The sequence below is a fragment of the Streptomyces sp. NPDC050636 genome, assembly GCF_040654775.1.
Classification (GTDB): domain Bacteria; phylum Actinomycetota; class Actinomycetes; order Streptomycetales; family Streptomycetaceae; genus Streptomyces.
The window spans coordinates 29,535-48,669 of the sequence record NZ_JBFAIP010000025.1 but is presented as its reverse complement, the minus strand read 5'-3'; the positions used below and the strand labels follow the sequence as shown (position 1 = coordinate 48,669).

The 19,135-nt window shown below is 71.7% G+C and carries 18 protein-coding genes; 9 read left to right on the top strand and 9 right to left on the bottom strand.

Translation table 11 applies throughout. From position 1 onward, the window contains the following. Positions 1 to 60 precede the first annotated feature (60 nt). Positions 61 to 1,284, top strand: a complete 1,224-nt coding sequence (locus AB0I10_RS20125) for a sialidase family protein (RefSeq protein WP_363153863.1) — start codon at positions 61 to 63, stop codon at positions 1,282 to 1,284. 9 nt (positions 1,285 to 1,293) lie between these two features. Here the strand turns inward: AB0I10_RS20125 and AB0I10_RS20120 are convergent, their stop codons facing one another. After that, a complete protein-coding gene (locus AB0I10_RS20120) occupies positions 1,294 to 1,701 on the bottom strand; it encodes an STAS domain-containing protein (protein WP_363153862.1) in 408 nt (135 codons plus the stop codon). 253 nt (positions 1,702 to 1,954) lie between these two features. Between AB0I10_RS20120 and AB0I10_RS20115 the strand changes: the two genes are divergently transcribed. The 5 genes from AB0I10_RS20115 to AB0I10_RS20095 all read left to right on the top strand — a co-directional run bounded on the left by AB0I10_RS20115 (position 1,955) and on the right by AB0I10_RS20095 (position 7,098). Next, a complete protein-coding gene (locus AB0I10_RS20115) occupies positions 1,955 to 2,716 on the top strand; it encodes a DeoR/GlpR family DNA-binding transcription regulator (protein ID WP_363153861.1) in 762 nt (253 codons plus the stop codon). A gap of 213 nt (positions 2,717 to 2,929) precedes the next feature. Continuing rightward, positions 2,930 to 4,306, top strand: coding sequence for a sugar ABC transporter substrate-binding protein (locus AB0I10_RS20110; protein ID WP_363153860.1), 1,377 nt, complete (start codon positions 2,930 to 2,932; stop codon positions 4,304 to 4,306). Between the two features lie 121 nt (positions 4,307 to 4,427). Next, complete coding sequence (locus tag AB0I10_RS20105; RefSeq protein WP_363153911.1) at positions 4,428 to 5,267, top strand: sugar ABC transporter permease; 840 nt, start codon at positions 4,428 to 4,430, stop codon at positions 5,265 to 5,267. After that, positions 5,264 to 6,109 (top strand): carbohydrate ABC transporter permease, encoded by an 846-nt coding sequence (locus tag AB0I10_RS20100; protein WP_363153859.1) that lies wholly within the window; start codon positions 5,264 to 5,266, stop codon positions 6,107 to 6,109. The genes AB0I10_RS20105 and AB0I10_RS20100 overlap by 4 nt, the downstream gene beginning before the upstream one ends. Beyond that, positions 6,106 to 7,098, top strand: coding sequence for a zinc-dependent alcohol dehydrogenase family protein (locus AB0I10_RS20095; RefSeq protein WP_363153857.1), 993 nt, complete (start codon positions 6,106 to 6,108; stop codon positions 7,096 to 7,098). Before AB0I10_RS20100 ends, AB0I10_RS20095 begins: the two co-directional genes overlap by 4 nt. Before the next feature lie 57 nt (positions 7,099 to 7,155). On the opposite strand, the gene AB0I10_RS20090 is transcribed toward AB0I10_RS20095, so the two are convergent. The 3 genes from AB0I10_RS20090 to AB0I10_RS20080 form a co-directional block, all read right to left on the bottom strand. Further along, the gene (locus AB0I10_RS20090) at positions 7,156 to 8,169 is read right to left on the bottom strand and encodes a winged helix-turn-helix domain-containing protein (protein WP_363153856.1); all 1,014 of its coding nucleotides are present in this window, start codon (positions 8,167 to 8,169) and stop codon (positions 7,156 to 7,158) included. A 270-nt stretch (positions 8,170 to 8,439) separates the two neighbouring features. Further along, positions 8,440 to 8,919, bottom strand: a complete 480-nt coding sequence (locus tag AB0I10_RS20085; protein WP_363153855.1) for an NUDIX domain-containing protein — start codon at positions 8,917 to 8,919, stop codon at positions 8,440 to 8,442. Between the two features lie 8 nt (positions 8,920 to 8,927). Further along, positions 8,928 to 10,475, bottom strand: a complete 1,548-nt coding sequence (locus tag AB0I10_RS20080) for an ATP-dependent DNA ligase (protein ID WP_363153854.1) — start codon at positions 10,473 to 10,475, stop codon at positions 8,928 to 8,930. A gap of 171 nt (positions 10,476 to 10,646) precedes the next feature. On the opposite strand from AB0I10_RS20080, the gene AB0I10_RS20075 reads away from it, so the two are divergent. Further along, positions 10,647 to 10,850: a cold-shock protein gene (locus tag AB0I10_RS20075; protein WP_363153853.1), complete on the top strand. Its 204-nt coding sequence runs from the start codon at positions 10,647 to 10,649 to the stop codon at positions 10,848 to 10,850. A gap of 252 nt (positions 10,851 to 11,102) precedes the next feature. After that, positions 11,103 to 12,620 carry a DEAD/DEAH box helicase gene (locus AB0I10_RS20070; RefSeq protein WP_363153852.1) on the top strand — a complete coding sequence of 506 codons (1,518 nt, stop codon included), beginning with the start codon at positions 11,103 to 11,105 and terminating at the stop codon, positions 12,618 to 12,620. Positions 12,621 to 12,708: 88 nt separating this feature from the next. On the opposite strand, the gene AB0I10_RS20065 is transcribed toward AB0I10_RS20070, so the two are convergent. Continuing rightward, positions 12,709 to 13,878 carry a hypothetical protein gene (locus AB0I10_RS20065; RefSeq protein ID WP_363153851.1) on the bottom strand — a complete coding sequence of 390 codons (1,170 nt, stop codon included), beginning with the start codon at positions 13,876 to 13,878 and terminating at the stop codon, positions 12,709 to 12,711. A gap of 282 nt (positions 13,879 to 14,160) precedes the next feature. Further along, positions 14,161 to 15,681 (bottom strand): FAD-dependent monooxygenase, encoded by a 1,521-nt coding sequence (locus tag AB0I10_RS20060; RefSeq protein ID WP_363153850.1) that lies wholly within the window; start codon positions 15,679 to 15,681, stop codon positions 14,161 to 14,163. Positions 15,682 to 16,348: 667 nt separating this feature from the next. On the opposite strand from AB0I10_RS20060, the gene AB0I10_RS20055 reads away from it, so the two are divergent. Beyond that, the gene (locus AB0I10_RS20055) at positions 16,349 to 16,930 is read left to right on the top strand and encodes a hypothetical protein (protein ID WP_363153849.1); all 582 of its coding nucleotides are present in this window, start codon (positions 16,349 to 16,351) and stop codon (positions 16,928 to 16,930) included. A gap of 50 nt (positions 16,931 to 16,980) precedes the next feature. Here AB0I10_RS20055 and AB0I10_RS20050 read toward each other — a convergent pair whose 3' ends face one another. From AB0I10_RS20050 to AB0I10_RS20040, 3 genes are all read right to left on the bottom strand, one after another. After that, positions 16,981 to 17,469 (bottom strand): NUDIX domain-containing protein, encoded by a 489-nt coding sequence (locus tag AB0I10_RS20050; RefSeq protein ID WP_363153848.1) that lies wholly within the window; start codon positions 17,467 to 17,469, stop codon positions 16,981 to 16,983. Between the two features lie 110 nt (positions 17,470 to 17,579). Beyond that, positions 17,580 to 18,197: a hypothetical protein gene (locus tag AB0I10_RS20045; RefSeq protein ID WP_363153847.1), complete on the bottom strand. Its 618-nt coding sequence runs from the start codon at positions 18,195 to 18,197 to the stop codon at positions 17,580 to 17,582. 53 nt (positions 18,198 to 18,250) lie between these two features. Further along, the gene (locus AB0I10_RS20040) at positions 18,251 to 19,084 is read right to left on the bottom strand and encodes an aspartate/glutamate racemase family protein (RefSeq protein WP_363153846.1); all 834 of its coding nucleotides are present in this window, start codon (positions 19,082 to 19,084) and stop codon (positions 18,251 to 18,253) included. Between the last annotated feature and the right edge of the window lie 51 nt (positions 19,085 to 19,135).

Genomic DNA, 19,135 nt, shown 5'->3' with positions numbered 1-19,135 from the left:
CGGACGAACGTACCGTCAGGAAGACATACAGGTACGACGTATGGGGGCATGGAGGTATTGGTGAAACCCGCCCGTCGCGTGGTGCTGGCCGCCGTGCTGCTCTCCTCGGGCGCCGGTCTGCTGACCGCCCCCGCCGCCCCTGCCGCTCCCGCCTCGCCCGCCGCCGAACCGCGCGCCGCGCGGCCCCGTCCGGATGTCCGGTCGCCCCTGTACGAGTCCACCGATCTGGCGGTGTCCGGGCAGGGGGCGCACACCTACCGCATCCCGGCCCTGGGCACGCTGCCGGACGGCACCCTCCTCGCGGCCTACGACCGGCGCAATGACAGCGCGGCCGATCTGCCCGGCAATCTGGATGTGATGGTCCGGCGCAGCACCGACAACGGCCGGTCCTGGAGCGCCCCGCGGGCGGTCGTCGACCACGACGGCGGTGCAGGCGCGGGTGACCCGAGTCTGCTGGTCGACCGGGACACCGGCCGGGTCTTCCTCTTCCACGCGTACGGCCCCAAGGGCATCGGCTTCGCCAACGCGGGCGCGGGCAACGCCCATGACAGCACCACCGTCCTGCACACCGACTACAGCTATTCGGACGACGGTGGCCGCAGCTGGCGGACCCGGCGCGGCACAAAGGACCTCAAGGACCCGTCCTGGCACGGCATCTTCGCGTCGTCCGGCACCGGCATCCAGCTCTCCACCGGGCGGCTGCTCCAGCAGTACGCGTTCCGTAAGGCCGACGGCAGTATGTGGGCGGCCAGCGCGTACAGCGACGACCACGGGGAGAGCTGGCGCATGGGGAAGCCGGTCGGGCCGCGGATGGACGAGAACAAGACCGTTGAGCTGGCCGATGGCCGGGTGATGCTCAACAGCCGCACCAGTAGCACCAAGAAGCGGCTGGTGGCCCATTCGAGGGACGGCGGGCTGAGCTACAGCACCCCCGTCGCGGACGGCACACTGATCGACCCGGTCAACAATGCGTCGATCCTGCGCTACGACCCGGCGGCGGGGCCGGACCGTGCGCGCTCGCACTGGCTGCTCTTCAGCAATACGGCGAGCACGAAGGCGCGCGAGAACCTCACCGTCCGGCTGTCCTGCGACGACGGCCGGAGCTGGCCGGTATCCCGGGTCGTCACACCGGGCGCGGCGGCCTACTCGACGCTGACCCGGCTGAAGGACGGCACCTTCGGGCTGCTTTATGAATCCGGCCCGTACAAGAAGCTCGTCTTCGCCCGTTTCGACGACGCCTGGCTGGGGGTGCGCTGCCCGGCCGGGCGCACGTCACCCGGATGAGGCGCCCCGTCACACGGACGGGTCCCCCGCCACGGGCGGCCATTCCGGGCGCGCGGCGTCGGGGACGGCGGCCAGCGCATGGCCGACCGTGGGAAAGCACGAGAAGACGCCGAGGGACTGCGTACCGACCAGCAGCCGCAGCATCCGTACGCCGAGCGAGGCCAGCAGCAGCCGGCCCTCCAGGCGCCGGCACAGCCACTCCAGGGCGAGCAGGCAGCTCAGTCCCCGCGAGTCGCAGAAGCGCAGCGCCGTCAGATCGAGCACGAGGAAGCGGTGGCCGGCCGAGACGACCGACCGCGCCTCCGCGAGAAAGGCCTGCTCGGTGCGGAGATCCAGCTCTCCGCTGACCCGCAGGACAGCGCACTCTTCCTCCTGCACGATCGCAGTGACCGCCAACGACCGCATCTCCGAGCTCATGGCGTCCAGACTAAGCGGCCTTTTCGACCTGTGCGGGCAAGGGGACGGGCCGTTACGGAGGGACGTACGGGCATCGCCGGGGCCTGTCGGCCGGTGCGGCCCGGTCCCGGAGCGGGCAGAAACGGTCAGGTTTTCTCGCATTACGGGCAGTCGTCCGCCCTCGTACGGTTGCTATAAACCTCAGGCGGGCAGAAACGGGCAGCCCCGTGACCGAACAGAACCGAACGAACACCGCAGTGGGCAGGAGGCAGCCATGAGGGCCGAGGAACGCCAACACCGCATCCTCGCGCTCGTCCGGCAGTCCGGGCGGGTCGAGGTCGCCGATGCCGCGGCGGAGTTCGACGTCTCGCGGGAGACCGTGCGACGCGATCTGAGCGAGCTGGAGCGCCGCGGCCTGGTCCGGCGTACGCACGGCGCGGCGTACCCCGTCGAGAGCGCCGGTTTCGAGACCACGCTGGCCCGGCGTGAGACCCAGCAGGTGGCGGAGAAACGGAGGATCGCCGCGGCCGCGGCACAGCTGGTCGGCGAGGCGGAGACGGTGTTCGTGGACGAGGGGTACACACCCGAGCTGGTCGCCATGCAACTGCCCACCGACCGTCCGCTGACCGTGATCACCGCCTCGCTGCGGACCGCGTCCCTGGTCTCCGCGTCCGAGTTCACCACCGTCCTGCTGGCCGGCGGCCGGGTCCGCTCCCGGACGCAGGCGACGGTGGGCTCCTGGGCCCGGGACATGGTCGCGCGGTTCGTGATCGACCTCGCGTTCCTGGGTGCCAACGGCGTCTCCCGGGAGCACGGACTGACCACTCCCGATCCGGCCGTCGCCGATGTGAAGGCGCAGGCCGTCCGCTCCTCGCGGCGGCGGGTGCTGGTCGGCGTGCACAACAAATTCGGCGCCAGCAGCTTCTGCAAGTTCGCCGAGGTGAGCGATCTCGACACGATCGTCACCGACGCCGGGCTCTCCGCACCGGAAGCACACCGCTACTCGCTCCTGGGGCCGCAGGTGCTCCGGGTCTGACCGGGCGGGGCCGCCCGGACGACCGGCCCCGCAGGAACCACCGCCAAACCACCACCGCACCGCCGAAGGCCACACCCCGGCCCTCGGACGGTCCCCCGAGCCTGCCCGCGGCCAACCGCACCGCACATCCGGCACTCCCCGCACCAGCCATCAGCGCACCACCCCCGCTCCCGACGTCCCCCTCCCCCAGACGTCCTCAGAAAGGCAAGAGCCATGAGAGCACGATCCCCCAGGCAAGGCCGTACCGGCCGCGCCATAGGGCTGACCTCGGTCGCCCTGGCCCTGTCGCTGTCCATCGCCGGCTGCTCCGGCGCCGGAAACGTGGGCAAGGGCGACGCCAACGCCATCAACGTGCTGATGGTGAACAACCCGCAGATGGTGGACCTCCAGCGGCTCACCGCCAAGCACTTCACCAAGGACACCGGCATCAAGGTGAACTTCACCGTGCTGCCGGAGGACGATCTGCGCGACAAGATGAGCCAGGACTTCTCCAGCCAGGCCGGGCAGTACGACGTGGCCAGTCTCAGCAATTACGAGACGCCCATCTACGCCCGCAACGGATGGCTCGCCCCGCTCGACGAACGGGCCGACAAGGACCCGGAGTTCAACTCGAGCGACATTCTCGCTCCGGTCCAGAAATCACTCACCGCAGCCGACGACAAGGTCTACGCGGAGCCGTTCTACGGCGAATCATCGTTCCTGATGTACCGCAAGGACCTCGTCGAGGCCGCGGGGCTGACCATGCCCAAGAACCCCACATGGCACCAAGTCGCCGACATCGCTGGCAAGTTGGACGGCTACCGCAAGGGCATGAAGGGCATCTGCCTGCGCGGCCAGGTCGGTTGGGGACAGGTGGTCGCCCCGCTGAGCACCGTCGTCAACACCTTCGGCGGGACCTGGTTCACCAAGGACTGGCAGGCGAAGCTGGACAGCCCGGAATTCACCAAGGCCACCCAGTTCTACGTCGATCTGGTCCGCAAGCACGGCGAGGCGGGCGCGCCGCAGGCCGGCTACGCCGAGTGCCTCAACAACATGCAGCAGGGCAAGGTCGCCATGTGGTACGACGCCACCGCCGGCGCCGGCTCGCTGGAGAGCTCCGATTCGAAGGTCGCCGGGAAGATCGGCTACGCGCCCGCGCCGGTCGAGCGGACGGACAGCTCGGGCTGGCTCTACACCTGGGCGTGGGGCCTGCAGAAGGCCAGTACGCACCAGGACGCGGCCTGGAAGTTCATCCGTTGGGCCTCCAGCAAGGAGTACGAGCAGCTGGTGGGCCGCACCCTGGGCTGGGAGAAGGTGCCCGGCGGCAAGCGGGCCTCCCTCTACCGGAACCCGCAGTACCTGAAGGAGGCCGGAGCCTTCGCCCACGCGACCCAGCACGCGATCAGCTCCGCGCGGCCCAACGACCCCGGCGTGCAGCCACGCCCGGCCCCCGGGATCCAGTTCGTCGGCATCCCCGAGTTCGCCGACCTGGGAACCAAGGTCTCCAACGAGATCAGCTCGGCGATCGCCGGCAAGCAGACCGTGCCCGAGGCCCTCAAGAAGAGCCAGCGACTGGCACAGGAAGTGTCCGATGCATATGCAAACCGCTGAGAAGCCCCGGCCCGTCGAGGCCGTCGTCCCCGCTCCCGGCCGTCAGGCGGCCCGCGCCCGGCGCGCACAGCGGACGAAGGACTGGGTGCGGCGCGCGCCCCTGCTGCCCGCCCTGGTCTTCATGATCGTCGTGACCCAACTGCCGTTCCTGGCAACCGTGGTGATCTCCTTCACCAAGTGGAACGCGCTGGCTCCCGACAGCCGCGGCTTCGCCGCCTTCGACAACTACACCGCCGTCTTCACCGACCCCGCGATGCGGACGTCGGTCGTCACGACCGTGCTTCTGACGGTGACCGTGGTGCTGGTCAGCCTGCTGATGGGGCTGGGCCTCGCATTGCTGCTGGACCGCAGCTTCCGCGGCCGCGGCATCGTCCGCACCCTGCTCATCACCCCGTTCCTGGTGGTGCCCGTCGCATCCGCCCTGCTGTGGAAGCACGCCCTCTACAACGCCTCGTACGGGCTGCTCAACGGCACGCTGACGTGGATATGGGGGCTGTTCGGCAGCGACAATCCGCCGCAGCCGGACTGGATGACCGACTCCCCGCTCGCCGCGGTGGAGATGTCGCTGATCTGGCAGTGGACACCGTTCATGATGCTGATCCTGCTGGCCGGGCTGCAGAGCCGGCCGACGGACGCCATCGAGGCGGCCCGGATGGACGGCGCCACCCCGTTCGACATCTTCCGCTATCTGACCCTGCCGCATCTGCGCCGCTACCTCGAACTGGCCGCGCTGCTGGGCACCATCTACGTCGTCCAGAACTTCGACGCGGTGTTCACCATCACCTCGGGCGGACTCGGCACCGCGAACCTCCCCTACACCATCTACCAGACCTTCTACCAGGCCCATGACTACGGACAGGCCTCCGCGCAAGGCGTCATCGTCGTGCTGTGTTCGCTGGTGGTGGCGACCTTCGCGCTGCGCTCCGTCTCGTCCCTGCTGCGCGAGGAGGTCACCCGATGAACAACGCACCCCTGACCCGCCGGCGACGCACCGGCAGCCTGCTGGGCCTGGTGGCCTGGCTGTGCGGGATCGCCTTCTTCCTGCCGGTCGCGTGGATGGTGCTGACGTCCTTCCACAGCGAGACGGACGCGGCGACCAACCCGCCGAGCCTCGGTGCCCCGCTCAGCCTGAACGGCTACCGCGAGTTCTTCGGCGAGGGCACCGGCATCAGCCCCTGGCCGCCGCTGATCAACTCGTTCACCGCCTCCGTCGTCTCCACGCTGCTGGTCCTTGCGCTGGCCGTACCGGCGGCGTACGCGCTGTCGATCAAGCCGGTGCGCAAGTGGTCCGACGTGATGTTCTTCTTCCTCTCCACGAAGATGCTGCCGCTGGTGGCCGGTCTGCTGCCGATCTATCTCGTCGCGCAGAACACCGGGATGCTGGACAACACCTGGCTGCTGGTCATCCTCTACACCTCGATGAATCTGCCGATCGCGGTGTGGATGATGCGCTCGTTCCTCTCCGAGGTCCCGGTCGAGATGCTGGAGGCCGCGTCGATCGACGGCGCGGGGCTGCACACCACCCTGATCCGGATCGTCGCGCCGGTGGCCATGCCGGGAATCGCCGCGACGGCGCTCATCTCCTTCATCTTCAGCTGGAACGAGCTGCTGTTCGCCCGGGTCCTGACGGGCATCGTGGCCGGTACGTCGCCGGTGTTCCTGACCGGCTTCGTCACCAGCCAGGGACTGTTCCTGGCCAAGGTGTGCGCCGCCGCCACCGTTGTCTCCCTCCCGGTGCTCATCGCCGGATTCGCCGCCCAGGACAAGCTCGTCCAGGGCCTCTCGCTCGGAGCCGTGAAATGAAAGCCGCAGTGATCAGCGCACCCGGCAAGGTCGAGGTCACCACCGTCGAGGATCCGACGCCCGGTCCCCGCGATGTCGTCGTCTCCGTCGCCGCCTGCGGGCTGTGCGGCACCGATCTGCACATCCTCCAGGGCGAGTTCGCGCCCAGCCTGCCCGTCATCCCCGGGCACGAGTTCGCCGGTACCGTCGTCGCGACCGGCAGTGCCGTCACCGAACTGACCGAGGGCGACCGGGTCGCCGTCGACCCGTCCCTCTACTGCTTCGAATGCCACTACTGCCGCATCGGGCGCAACAACCTCTGTGAGCGCTGGGCCGCGATCGGGGTGTCCACGGCCGGCGGCGCAGCAGAATTCGCCGTCGCACCCGTGGCCAACTGCATCAAGCTGCCGGACCATGTCCGCACCGAGGACGCGGCACTGATCGAACCGCTCTCCTGTGCCGTACGCGGCTATGACGTGCTGCGCTCCCAGCAGCTGGGCACCCAGGTCCTGATCTACGGCTCCGGCACGATGGGCCTGATGATGCTCGAACTGGCCAAGCGCACCGGGGCCGCGGGCGTCGACGTCGTCGACATCAACCCGGATCGGCTGGCGACCGCCCGCACCCTCGGCTGCACCAACGCGGCCGGGTCCGCCGACGAGCTCGACCGCCCGCGCGGCTGGGACGTGGTCATCGACGCCACCGGCAATGAACGCGCCATCCAGGACGCCCTGGCGCGGGTCGGCAAGGGCGGCACCTTCCTCCAGTTCGGCGTCGCCGACTACGCCGCCCGCGCCGTCATCGAGCCGTACCGGATCTACAACCAGGAGATCACCATCACCGGCTCGATGGCCGTGCTGCACAGCTACGAACGCGCCGCCGAACTCTTCGCGGCCGGCGTCCTGGACCCGGATGTCTTCATCAGCGACCGGCTGCCGCTGGACCGGTACACCGAGGCGCTGGACCGCTTCTCGGCAGGGCAGGGAAGGAAGATCCAGGTCCGGCCGTGAGGCCGGCGGCCCGCAGCCCGCGACACCCCGGGGAGCGCCGTGTCGTACTCCCAGCCCTCAGTTCGGCAGCCGTACCGGCGCCAGTTCGCCGTGCAGCAGTGCCGTGCCGAGGGGGGTGAGGGCGTGCACGACGTATCCGCCGTCGCGTCGGCTGCGGGCCAGGTTCGCCTCGCGCAGGGCGCTCACATGCTCGCTGGCCGAGGGGGCGGAGACCCGTAGCCGGCGGGCCAGCTCGCCGGTGGTGGTCGGGTCGTCCAGGGCGGCGAGGATACGGGCCCGGGTGCGGCCGAGCAGGACGGCGAGCGCCTGCGGGTGGCAGGTGCGGGACGCGGCCGGGGCCCAGGACGTGGCGTGTTCGACGGGATGGACCAGGACCGGCGGGAGGCCGGGGTCGGCGAGTGCGATGGGCCGGCGCCAGCAGAAGTACGACGGGATCAGCCGGAGTCCGCGTCCGTGCAGACGCAGGTCGCGGTCAGCGGGATAGTCCACATGCAGCACCGGCGGCTCCCAGCGGGCCATGGGTCGCAAGGTGTTGAGCATGACGTCGACGCCACCCCGGGACAGGGTGCGGACGCGCGCGGCGCGGTCGGTGTCGACCGCCGCGGTCACCTCCGTCCAGTCGGGGGCGATCACCGCCCGGTGCACCTCCCGGAACGCGGCGGCCAGTTCGTCGAGGGGCTGCCGGCTGCCCGTGGCCAGCGCGCCGGCCCAGTGCGGCAGCCGCGCCGGCAGCCCGGCCCGCTCCGCTTCGGCGGTCAGCCGCGCCCCGGGGGTGTCCCGCAGCGCCTCCAGCCCGGCGGCCAGGCCGTCGCGGGCCGCATCGGGTGTCAGGAAGTCGGGAAAGTAGCCGGCGTCGGACGGGGCGAGCGCGCTGATCAGCCGGGCCGGACGGGTCAGGCCGCGCTGGGCCAGCTCGACGCGGGCGCGGGCGCGCCAGGCCGCGTACACCGGCACCCCGCGGCCCGTCGCCGCCAGCTGGTGTATGGCGAGCACCGTTTCCCAGAGCGGATCGGGTTCGGCGGCAATCTGTACGCGCGCGACATCCCGGGCGTCGAAATGGATTCGCAACATGCGGCCCCCGCGGCATGCTCATGACCCCGTCCCCAGGGCCCCCCGTGTGAAATCCCCGTACTCAGACTGCCCGTTGGACAAATAGGTGTCCAGGGCGAGTCCGGACCGGAGCATGTGAGCTTCGCATCGCTTCCCTTTCGCTCACCGTCGTTCCGTTCGCCCTCCACCGTTCTTCGTTCGCCGTTCTTTCGTTCCTGCTCCCTGGCCGTGCGCGGGACTGCCCACAGAGAACAAAACGGTAAAAGCAGGGAGGCCGGAGAACCGAATGGGTCACTCGGGCGCCTTGCCCTGAAGATGGGCGGCCAACCGCTCCAGGAACACCCGCTGGCCCGCGACCATGCGTTCCGCGGCTTCTTCGGGCGCGCACCACGCCACCCGGTCGATCTCAGGAAAAGCGCGGGTCGCTCCGGACCCTCTCGGCCATTCCATCTCGAAGGTGCCGGGCACGATCCGGTCCGGGTCGAGGTCGCTCTCGACGGCCCAGACCGTCACCACCTTGCCGCCGGACTGCCGGATGTCGCCCAGCGGAACATAGCGGCCGTCCGGGGGCGGCAGCCCCAGCTCCTCCTCGAACTCCCGGCGGGCGGCGTCCCAGGCCTCCTCCGGCGGGACGTACTCACCCTTGGGCACCGACCAGGCACCCGCGTCACGCCGGGCCCACAACGGCCCGCCCATATGGGCCAGCAGCACCTCGACGGCCGCGCCGCTGCCGCGGAACAGCAGCAGTCCGGCACTCCGTTTCCCTGCCATGAGCCGGGCTATCCTCCGTCCCCGGCATGGGCCGCGAGGACCGTCTCGACCGTGTCCGCCTCGGCAGCCGTCTTGTCCTCGCGGTAGCGCACCACCCTGGCGAAGCGCAGCGTCACGCCGGCCGGGTAGCGCGACGACGTCTGGAGACCGTCGTAGGCGATCTCGACAACGAGTTCCGGACGCACCGTCACGACATGACCGCCCTCGTCGACGGCGAGCTCCCGCAGCCGCTCGGTCTGCCAGGTGAGCATGGCGTCGGTGAGCCCCTTGAAGGTCTTGCCGAGCATGACGAACCCGCCGTCCGGCCCGCGCGCTCCGAGGTGGAGGTTGGACAGCTTGCCGGTGCGCCGTCCGTGCCCCCACTCCGCCGCCAGCACCACCAGGTCGAGGGTGTGCACCGGCTTCACCTTCAGCCACGAGGCGCCCCGTCGGCCCGCGCTGTACGGCGCGTCCAGGGACTTGATCACGACGCCCTCGTGGCCCTGGCGCAGGGTCCGGGACCAGAAGTCCCCGGCGGCGGCGCGGGCGGCCGGATCGGCCGGGTCGTGGACCACGTAGCGGCCCACCCGCGCAGGCTCCGGAACCAGCCCTGCCAGCTCCGCATGCCGCTGCTCGCAGGACCGTTCCAGCAGGTCGCGGTCGTCGACCGACAGCGCGTCGAAGAAGACCGGGGACAGCGGCAGCGCGGCCCTCGCGGTGGCGACGTCCACCCGCGAACCGAACCGGCCCGCTACCCGCTGGAACGGCACCGGCCGGCCGTCGCCGTCCAGGGCGATCACCTCGCCGTCCAGGATGAAGCGCGCCGCGGGCAGGCCGAGGGCGAGGGCGGTGACCTCGGGCAGACGGTCGGTGACCTCGTCCAGGGTGCGGGTGTAGATCCGTACATCCGGCCCGTCCCGGTGCACCTGCACCCGGATGCCGTCGAGTTTCTGCTCCACGGCACACGCGCCGAGCTTGTCGATGGCTTCGTCCAGCGACGTGGCGCTGTGCGCGAGCATCGGTCCGACGGGCCGCCCGACGGTGAGCCGGAATTCCGCCAGCGCCGGCGACCCCCCGGACAGTACGTCCCGCGCGACGTCCGGCAGCGATCCGGCCAGCATCACGGCCCGCCGGACCTCCGCCGCCGGCACCTCCGCCGCGGCGGCCAGCCCCTCGACGGCGAGGGCGTCCAGCGCGCCCTGCCGTACCTCTCCGGTCAGCAGGCCGACCAGGAACCGCTGCTCCTCCCCGGTCGCGGCGGCCATCAGCTCCCGGACCAGACGCCGGCGCTCGCCCTGCGCGCCGGCCCCCGCGACCCGGGCCAGGCCGGTCAGCGCCGCGTCGGCATCGCGCACGGTCAGCGTGGCGCGGCCGGCCGGCGGTACGGGCTCGCGCAGGACGCTCCAGCCGACCCCGATCCGCCCCTGCGGCAGCCGTCCGGCCAGGTACGGGATGGCCACCGGTACGTCCTCCGGGGCGGCGGCCCGGAACAGCCCGGCCAGCAGCGCGGTCTTCCGGGAACGCGCCGATGCCGCGGCGACGTCCGCCGACACCCGCGCCAGATCGGCCAGCAACATACGGACATCCTGCCCCCGGGAGACCGTCCCCGCGCTCCAAAGGCCCCACCGGAGCGACATTCGTGCTAGGTTCTTGTCAATTGCAGTTTTGGTACCCATGACATTGTGTGCGCCTGACGGGCAGTGACCCGCAGGCGCATTTTTATTGTCAAATAACGAAAAGAGACGCACATGGCAACTGGCACCGTGAAGTGGTTCAACGCGGAAAAGGGCTTCGGCTTCATCGAGCAGGACGGCGGCGGCGCTGACGTCTTCGCCCACTACTCCAACATCAACGCCCAGGGCTTCCGCGAGCTTCAGGAAGGCCAGAAGGTCAGCTTCGACGTCACGCAGGGCCAGAAGGGCCCGCAGGCGGAGAACATCCAGCCGGTCTGACCCGACCGGTAGTACCCCTAGCAGTACCGGCCGGCACCACCGGCCGCTCCACGGCCGGCGTTCGCCTGTGTCACCTGATGCGCTTGTTCCAGGCTTTTCCCGGCGAGCGCCGGCCGTTTTCGAGGCTCCGGGGCGACGGGCTTTCCGTCCCGCCCCGGTCTCCACTTTTTCCGGCTCGTTCTTGCGATTCATCGTGCGGCATATGTCCCGCCGGGTCTCCCTCGATACGCGCCGCATCGAGGAAGGTTCCGCTTGAACCGCACCACCCGTTCCAATGACCGCTACGGCCGCTCCGGCGGCGGCGCCGCCGGCCGTTCCGGCGGCTCCGGCTCCGGCTCCCGTTCCGGCGGCCGCAACGCAGGCTCCGGCGGCCGCTTCCGCTCGCAGGGACCGCGCCGCCCGAAGTCCGCGGCCCCGCAGGGCGAGTTCGCCCTCCCGGTGAGCACCACCCCGGCACTGCCCGCCGCCGAGACGTTCGCCGAGCTGGACATGCCCGCGCCGCTGCTCGCGACGCTCACCCGGCTCGGTGTGACCGAGCCGTTCCCCATCCAGGCCGCGACGCTGCCCAACTCCCTGGCCGGCCGCGACGTCCTCGGCCGCGGGCGCACCGGATCGGGCAAGACCCTCGCCTTCGGCCTGGCCCTGCTGGCCCGTACCGCCGGGCAGCGCGCCGAGCCGCGCCAGCCGCTCGCGCTGGTCCTCGTGCCGACCCGTGAACTGGCCCAGCAGGTCACCGACGCGCTCACCCCGTACGCCCAGGCCCTGAACCTGCGGACGGCCACCGTCGTCGGCGGTATGTCGATCGGCCGCCAGGCCGGCGCGCTGCGCAACGGCGCCGAGGTCGTCGTCGCCACCCCCGGGCGGCTCAAGGACCTCATCGAGCGCCGCGACTGCCGCCTGGACGAGGTGCGGATCACCGTCCTGGACGAGGCCGACCAGATGGCCGACATGGGCTTCATGCCGCAGGTCACCGAGCTCCTCAACCAGGTGCGGGAGGACGGCCAGCGGATGCTCTTCTCGGCCACGCTGGACCGTAACGTCGACAAGCTGGTGCGGCGGTTCCTCAGCGACCCGGTCGTGCACTCCGTCGACCCGTCGGCCGGCGCGGTGACCACGATGGAGCACCACATCCTGCATGTGCACGGTACGGACAAGCACGCCACCACGGTCGAGATCGCGGCACGCGAGGGCCGGGTGATCATGTTCCTGGACACCAAGCACGCAGTCGACCGGCTCACCAAGGACCTGCTCGCCAGCGGGGTACGGGCGTCCGCGCTGCACGGCGGCAAGTCGCAGCCGCAGCGCAACCGCACCCTCCAGCAGTTCAAGTCCGGCCAGGTCACCGCGCTGGTCGCCACCAATGTCGCGGCCCGCGGCATCCACGTCGACAACCTCGACCTGGTCGTGAACGTCGACCCGCCGACCGACCACAAGGACTATCTCCACCGCGGCGGGCGCACCGCGCGGGCCGGCGAGTCCGGCAGCGTGGTGACACTGGTCCTGCCCAACCAGCGTCGCGAGATGACCCGGCTCATGGCGACGGCCGGCATAAGCCCGCAGGTCACCCAGGTCCGGGCCGGCGACGCCGAGCTCACCCGTATCACCGGCGCCCAGGCCCCCTCCGGTATCCCGGTCACCATCACCGCACCGGTCGCCGACCGCCCCAAGCGCAGCGCGTCCTCGTCCCGCGGCCGCCGCAGCCGCCCGGCCCAGGCCCGCCGCGCCGCGAACGCGGACCGTTCGGCACCGCGACGGAACGCCGCGTCCTAGCGGACTCAGCCCCCTCCAGCCCCCGAGTGCCGTGCGCCAGCCGCCGGCCTCGGGGGCTGTCGTATGGCAGCCGGGCGCCGGCGCCCGCTCACTCGTACATCACATACTCCGGCTCCGGCCGGAGTCTCAGGACCTCGTCCGGCGTCATCAGCCGGCTGCCCTGCGCGTCCTCCTCGTAGAACAGCTTGAAGCCGGTGTGGAGGCCGTCGGGCAGGCCGGAGACGAGGTGCCGCCAGGTGCGCCGCTTCATGGCGGGTGAGCCGATGCCGTCGACGCTCTTGATCAGGGCCACTCCGGGCTGCGGCAGCAGCGCCGACTCGTCGCGCACCACGGACGCGGCGACCTGATGGAAGACGAGCGCCTTCTCCGGCAGGCCGTGCTCATCGACCAGCGCGGACAGATAGCGGGCGACGCGGGTCAGCTCATGGCCGCTCGTACGGCCGAAGGTGCGGCCGGGCACCCCGTGGGGGCCCATCTCCCATTCCGGGTCGAGGGCGAGCCCCACATCGGGATGGACCAGCCAGTCGCGCAGCGCAGCCACCTCGTCGAGGACGTCCGCGCGGCCCGGCTGGATGTTCAGCAGCAGCAGCGCCCGGTGCTTGCGTGCGAGTGCGTGGAAGCGGCGGATGGTCGCGGCGCGCGTCCGCGAGCGGTACTTGCCGTCGTGCCCGGCATCGGCATTGGCGACCACCGCCAGGAGTTCGAGAACGGGCAGCGGTTCGCGCCCCGCGGCGTACACCTCCGCCACCTTCTCCAGCTCGGCGGCCCGCTTGCCCGGGGTGCCGATGCCGAGTCTGCCGAGCGCCACGGCACCGGGCAGGCCGCAGAAGCCGACGAGACGGTGACGGGGGAACAGTTCCCATCCGCCGCGCGGCAGTTCCAGCCGCTGTTTCGCCGGTCCGGCCGACGGGCTTGAGGCGGCGGTCGGGTCCGACGGGGCGCCTGAGCCCGGCGGGGCGGAAGGGTTCGGCATGCCGGGATTACCCGACGTCCCGGGATTGCTCGGCATGGCGGACGGGTCCGAAGTGGCGCCGGTGGACTGCTGCGGGCTGTCGGGCGGTGACGCCCCGGGGGCGGAGTCGGTGCGGTCGGTCGGTTTGCCGCAGCCGGAGAACAGGCCGAGACCTGCCGCCGCCGTGGCCGCGAGCACCACCCGGCGGCGTATTCCGCTCCGTCCCGGCGCCCCACCGTCCGGCTCGGCCCGGCCCGGGTTACCCGCCTCGTGTGCCTTGCCGGCCCTGCCCGCCTCGCCCGCCACCTTGCCTCCGTCCGCCGCCGTCCGTCAGCTCCCCGCCGGACGGGTGCACGACACATGAGGGCCCGGAACGCATCAGAGCCCGGAAGGTGCCACCCGCCGTGGAGATCTCCAGAACTCTCATTCCGCAACGCTACGCGGCGCCACACGGAAATCAGTCAACTCACACGAATGCCCTGCCCGTTCGGCAAAACCGCCACCCGCCACGTGCTACCCGTTCCGCGGGCCCGGACACCCCGGATCCACCGGACGGGCCGGGCGCCGTTCGGACATCGTCCGTCCGGTTCAGGAGAGTCCGACCGTCGCGAGATAGGCGGGCACATCCGCCGGGTCGTGGGTGGCCAGGCCGACGTACCCGTCCGGACGGACCAGGAACAGCCCTTCCCCGTAAGCCGCCGTGACGGCGCTGTCGTCCACCCGGTGGGCGCGCACGCCACGGGGCGCGGCAGGCAGGTCCATCGCCACGGCGAGCAGCGTGAACTGCGGCCCGCGCAGGAGGTCGAAGAGCCGCGTGCCCGGCGTACCGTCATCTGCCGGGCCGGGCCGGCCGACCGCGCACGGCAGGTCGGGAGCGCGGTCACCGGCGCTGAGCGCGGCCAGGTTCAGCCCCTTGCGGGCCTCCATCGACAGCGGGCTCTCCCGGTAGCCCACGTGCAGCTGGTTGGTCATCCGTCCGCGGTGCGCGGCCTGGCGGGCGCTGCCCACTTCCGGGGTGCGGCCGATGCGGTACAGCCGGGTGCTCAGCTGCAGCACCGCGGCGGCCACCGGCAGCCGCTCCGCCGCATAGCTCTCCAGCAGTTGCGGATCCGCGCCGTGCCGCAGCACCTGCCCCAGCTTCCAGCCCAGGTTGTAGGCGTCCTGAACGCTGGTGTTCAACCCCTGTCCGCCGCCTGGCGGGTGGACATGCGCGGCGTCGCCCGCGAGGAACACCCGGCCTCGCTTGAACCGGTGGGCGAGGGCGGCATGGGGCTGGTAGTACGAGGCGCACCGGACCTGCGTGACCGAGCTGGCAGGCAGATGACTCCGGGAGCTGATGATGGTGCGCACGTCATGGGAGGCGTGCGGCCGGTCGATGTCGAACTGCGCGGAGAACTGGAAGTCCTCGGTGCCGGGCAGCGGGCACAGGAGCATCGGGCCACCGGGCGCCTTGGGCCAGACATGCCATCTGTCGCGGTCAAGGCCGGGTATTCGGACGTCGGCGACGAGCGAGGGGCGAAGACGGGTGTCCGCGGCCGTCATCTTCAGCCCCAGGGCGTGCCGCACCGTGCTGTGACCGCCGTCGGCGCCCACGAGGTACCGGGCGGTGACCGTCCGGCTCGTCCTGTCGGGGTGCGCGAGTTCGACGGTGACCTGGTCGTCGGTCTGCTCGATATCGAGCAGCGTGGTCTCGAACTCGACGCTGCCGCCGAGCTGCCGCAGCCGGTCGTGGAGGATCCGCTGAGTGCGCCACTGCGGGATCATCCACACGCTCGGGTAGGCCGAGAGCGTACGGCCGGGGGCCTTGTCGATCAGGTCCCATTCGCCGCGGCGCTCACCGTCCTCCCAGGTCTGCATCGGGGGGAAGGGCGAACCGCCCGCCCGGATCGCGTCGATCACGCCGAGATCGTCGAAGACCTCCTGGGTGCGGGGCTGCAGCCCCTTGCCCCGCGATCCGGGGAACAGCCGGTCGGACTTCTCGATCAGATGAGCACGCACCCCCCGCCGGGCCAGATCGCAGGCGAGGGTGAGGCCGGTCGGTCCGGCGCCGACGATCAGGACCTCGATGGCGTCGGCACCCGTGCCGTCGAGCGGGACTTCAGCAGTCATACGCCGCACCCTTCGCCGTCACTCAGCGTAGCGATATCCTCACACCATACGACGGGTGCGGGCGGGCGCTCAACCGGAGGCGAGAACCGGCAGGCACGCCCGGGCCTGCGGAGATACGCCCACCGCCCGGCCCTCCCGCCGCACGGCCGGCTACCGTGCGCGACCCGACCCGCCCGCGAGCGTCGGTCAACTACCGCAGACAGAGCGGGCATCGGCCCGCCCAGGCGCCGGGCCGCCACGCAGTGCACCTGCGCGTGCGCCGGACGTCCACCCGCCGGTGGCCGGCGGCTGGGAGTCATCGCGACGGATGCCCCGGCCGCCCCGACGAAGGGCATCCGCTGAGGCGGCGGCCCTCCGGCCGGACGGCTTACTGACGCCGCCCCGGCCCCTGTCCTGGCACTGCCCGACATCACCCGAACAGTCGTTCCCGGATCGCCGCTCCCCCCGCGGGACTCCTAGGGTCTGTCCGATGGGTCATGGCCGGACAGGCCGCGGCGTCTGGCTCGGTACATCGCAAGGAACCGGAGCGGCCCGATAGCGGAGCTATCGGGACGGTTCGGCAACACCGCGAGGTGCCGTGCCAGACGCCGCGGGCCCGGCCATGACCCATCGGACAGGCCCTAGCGTCAGACGACGCAGCGCACCGCCGCCACAAGGGAGTCCGACCATGCGTAGGCTCATCGCCGTGCCGACCGTGCTGTTCGCGCTCGCCGCCGCGGGATGCGGGACCGACGATGACGGCGGGGAGGCGACGACCGCGTCGCCGTCCACCGGCACGGGTACCGGCCCCAGCCCGTCGCGTTCCACCGGCCAGGGCAGCACGCCGGGGCCGGACTCCTCGCCGCCCGCTGACCCCGGGCAGCCCGTGAGCTGCGGCGAGATCCCCGACGCGCTGGGCAACGCCAGGAACGTCACCCTGTTCGCGGACCCCGGCGCCGACGGCACGGTGGGCTGCGAAGAGGCCCACGACGTGATGTCCGAGTTCTTTGTGCGGGCCTCGCAGGAGGGCGACGGGAACCCGGGGTCGCTGGCCGTACGGGGCTGGTTCTGCCAGTACGAGAGCGGCCCCACCGGCACGTGGATCACCACCTGCCGGAAGGACAAGCTGGAGATGCACACGGAGGAGCCGCCCGGGTCCGGGCCGTCCGACCAGCCCGGCAGCCCGTACGGGCCGGACGAGTCCCAGCTGCCCCCGCTTCCCGAGGAGACCGGCGACCCGATGGAGGAGCCGTCCACGGAGGAGCTGTAGGCGTGAGCCCGGGGGGGTGCTCCCGGAGCTGTCCCTGAACCTCCGCGGGGCTACCCCTGGCGCTCTTCCGCCATCCCGTGGAACCACGTCGGCCCGGCCTCGACCGACCGCTTGATGCGGGTCAGGGCGTAGTCCGCCAGCTCCGGCAGCGCGTCCAGGGCGAACCAGCCCACCTCCAGCGACTCGTCGTCGTTGACCCTGGCCTCGCCGCCGACCGCCCGGCAGCGCAGCGTCACATCCATGAACTGGCACAGATCGCCGTTGGGGTACCGGACCGGCGGCACGGTCTCCACAAGGACGACGCGCTCGGGGACGACCCGCACCGCGGTCTCCTCGTACACCTCGCGTACCGCGGTCTCGGCGGGCTGCTCGCCGGGCTCGGGGATTCCGCCGATCACCGCCCAGCCGCCGGTGTCCGTCCGCTTGCCGAGCAGGACGCGGCCCTCGTCGTCGAAGACGACCGCACTCACCCCGGGCAGCCACAGGAGCTGGCTGCCGATGGAAGCCCGGATGTCACGGATGAAGTCGGGGGTTGCCATGCTGTGAACCATAAGGGAAGGGACAGACTCTCCCCTGATGCGAACGCGACCGCGTCCCCGAGGAGAAACCACCCAGGCCCCTGACGCGAACGCGCCCCGCCGCCCGACGCTCAGGCGCCCGCCGGTGTCCCGCCGCGCATGCGCAGCCGGCGGCGGATGCACCGCACCGCGGCCTCCGCGTCATCGACGGTGACGGTGAACGTGCGCCCGTCACCGAGCTGGAGCACCAGGCCCTCGCCCCGGCGTACGACGACGGCCGTGCCCTGTTCGGGGCGCCAGCGGTAGCCCCAGCCGCCCCAGTGCCGGGGTGTGACCCGTGGCGCGAAGTCGGCGCCGACCACGCTGTCGAGGGGGATCCGGCGGCGCGGCACTCCAATATGGCCGCAGCGCACTTCCAGGCACTCCATGTCCACGCGTACCGACACATGGACGTAGGCGAGCGTGCCGAAGAGGACCAGCAGGCCGACCGCGACACAGCCGACCACCGCCATCACCAGGGGCGCGAGGCTGGAGGTCCAGGCGCTGTCGACGGCCAGCTCGATGCCGAGCGCCAGGCAGGCCGCACCCACGGCGGCCAGCAGCCACTGGACGCGGTTGGTGGCGCTGCCGTGCCAGACCTCGGGAACGTCCGCATGCGAGCCGCCAACGGGGCGCGCGCCGCTGCCTGAGCCTTCGGTACTGCCGTGGTTTCCGGGGGCTGCTGCCCCCTCGTGGGGGTGGTCCCTCATGGAACGCAGCGTACGCGCCTTCGCACGCTATGGCAGTGCGTCGGCCGGGTCGTTCACCGCCCGGGGGCGGGTGCTCCGGCCGCCGAGGCGCCCGCCACCTCGCCCGTACCGCGCCCGCTTTCGGCGAGCAGCCGGCCCTCCGCGTACGCGAGCGCCACGGCCGGGAGCCCGGCCGGGCGGCCGCTGTGGATCACGCTCAGGCCGCCGGTCGGCGCGGCCGCCGGGGCCGGTTCGGCGCCGATGCGGCGGAGCGCCTGGGCGGCGACGGCCTCGGCGGAGCCGTGCAGGACGAGAGCCGGGGCGCCGGGCTGCTGGAGGGCGGCCCGGATGCGTTCGGCGACGAGTTCGTAGTGGGTGCAGCCGAGGACCACGGCCCGGATGTCCCGCGGGGTGAGGTGCGCGGCGGCCGAGATGGCGGCGTCGATGGCGGTCTCGTCCGCCTCCTCGACGGCATCGGCGAGGCCGGGGCACGGCACCCCGGTGGCGGCCACACCGCTCGCGAACCGCGCGATCAGATCCCGCTGGTAGGGGCTGCCGGTCGTGGCGGGGGTGGCCCAGATGGCGACGGGCCCGCCGCCGGCCGCGGCGGGCTTGATGGCCGGGACGGTGCCGATGACCGGCACGGCGGGTTCCAGTTCGGCGCGGAGCACCGGCAGCGCGTGCACGGACGCGGTGTTGCAGGCGACGATCAGGGCGTCGGGGCGGTGCGCGGCGGCGGCCCGCGCCACTGCCAGCGCGTGCGCGGCGACGTCGTCGGGCGTGCGCGGGCCCCAAGGCAGGCCGTCGGGATCAGTGGAGAGGACGAGATCGGCATCCGGCCGCAGTCGTCGCACGGCGGCGGCCGCCGCGAGCAGCCCGGTCCCGGAGTCCATGAGCGCGATCTTCACCCGGACACTTTACTCGGCCGCGCGCACTTCTTTTCCTACCGGACGCGGCAC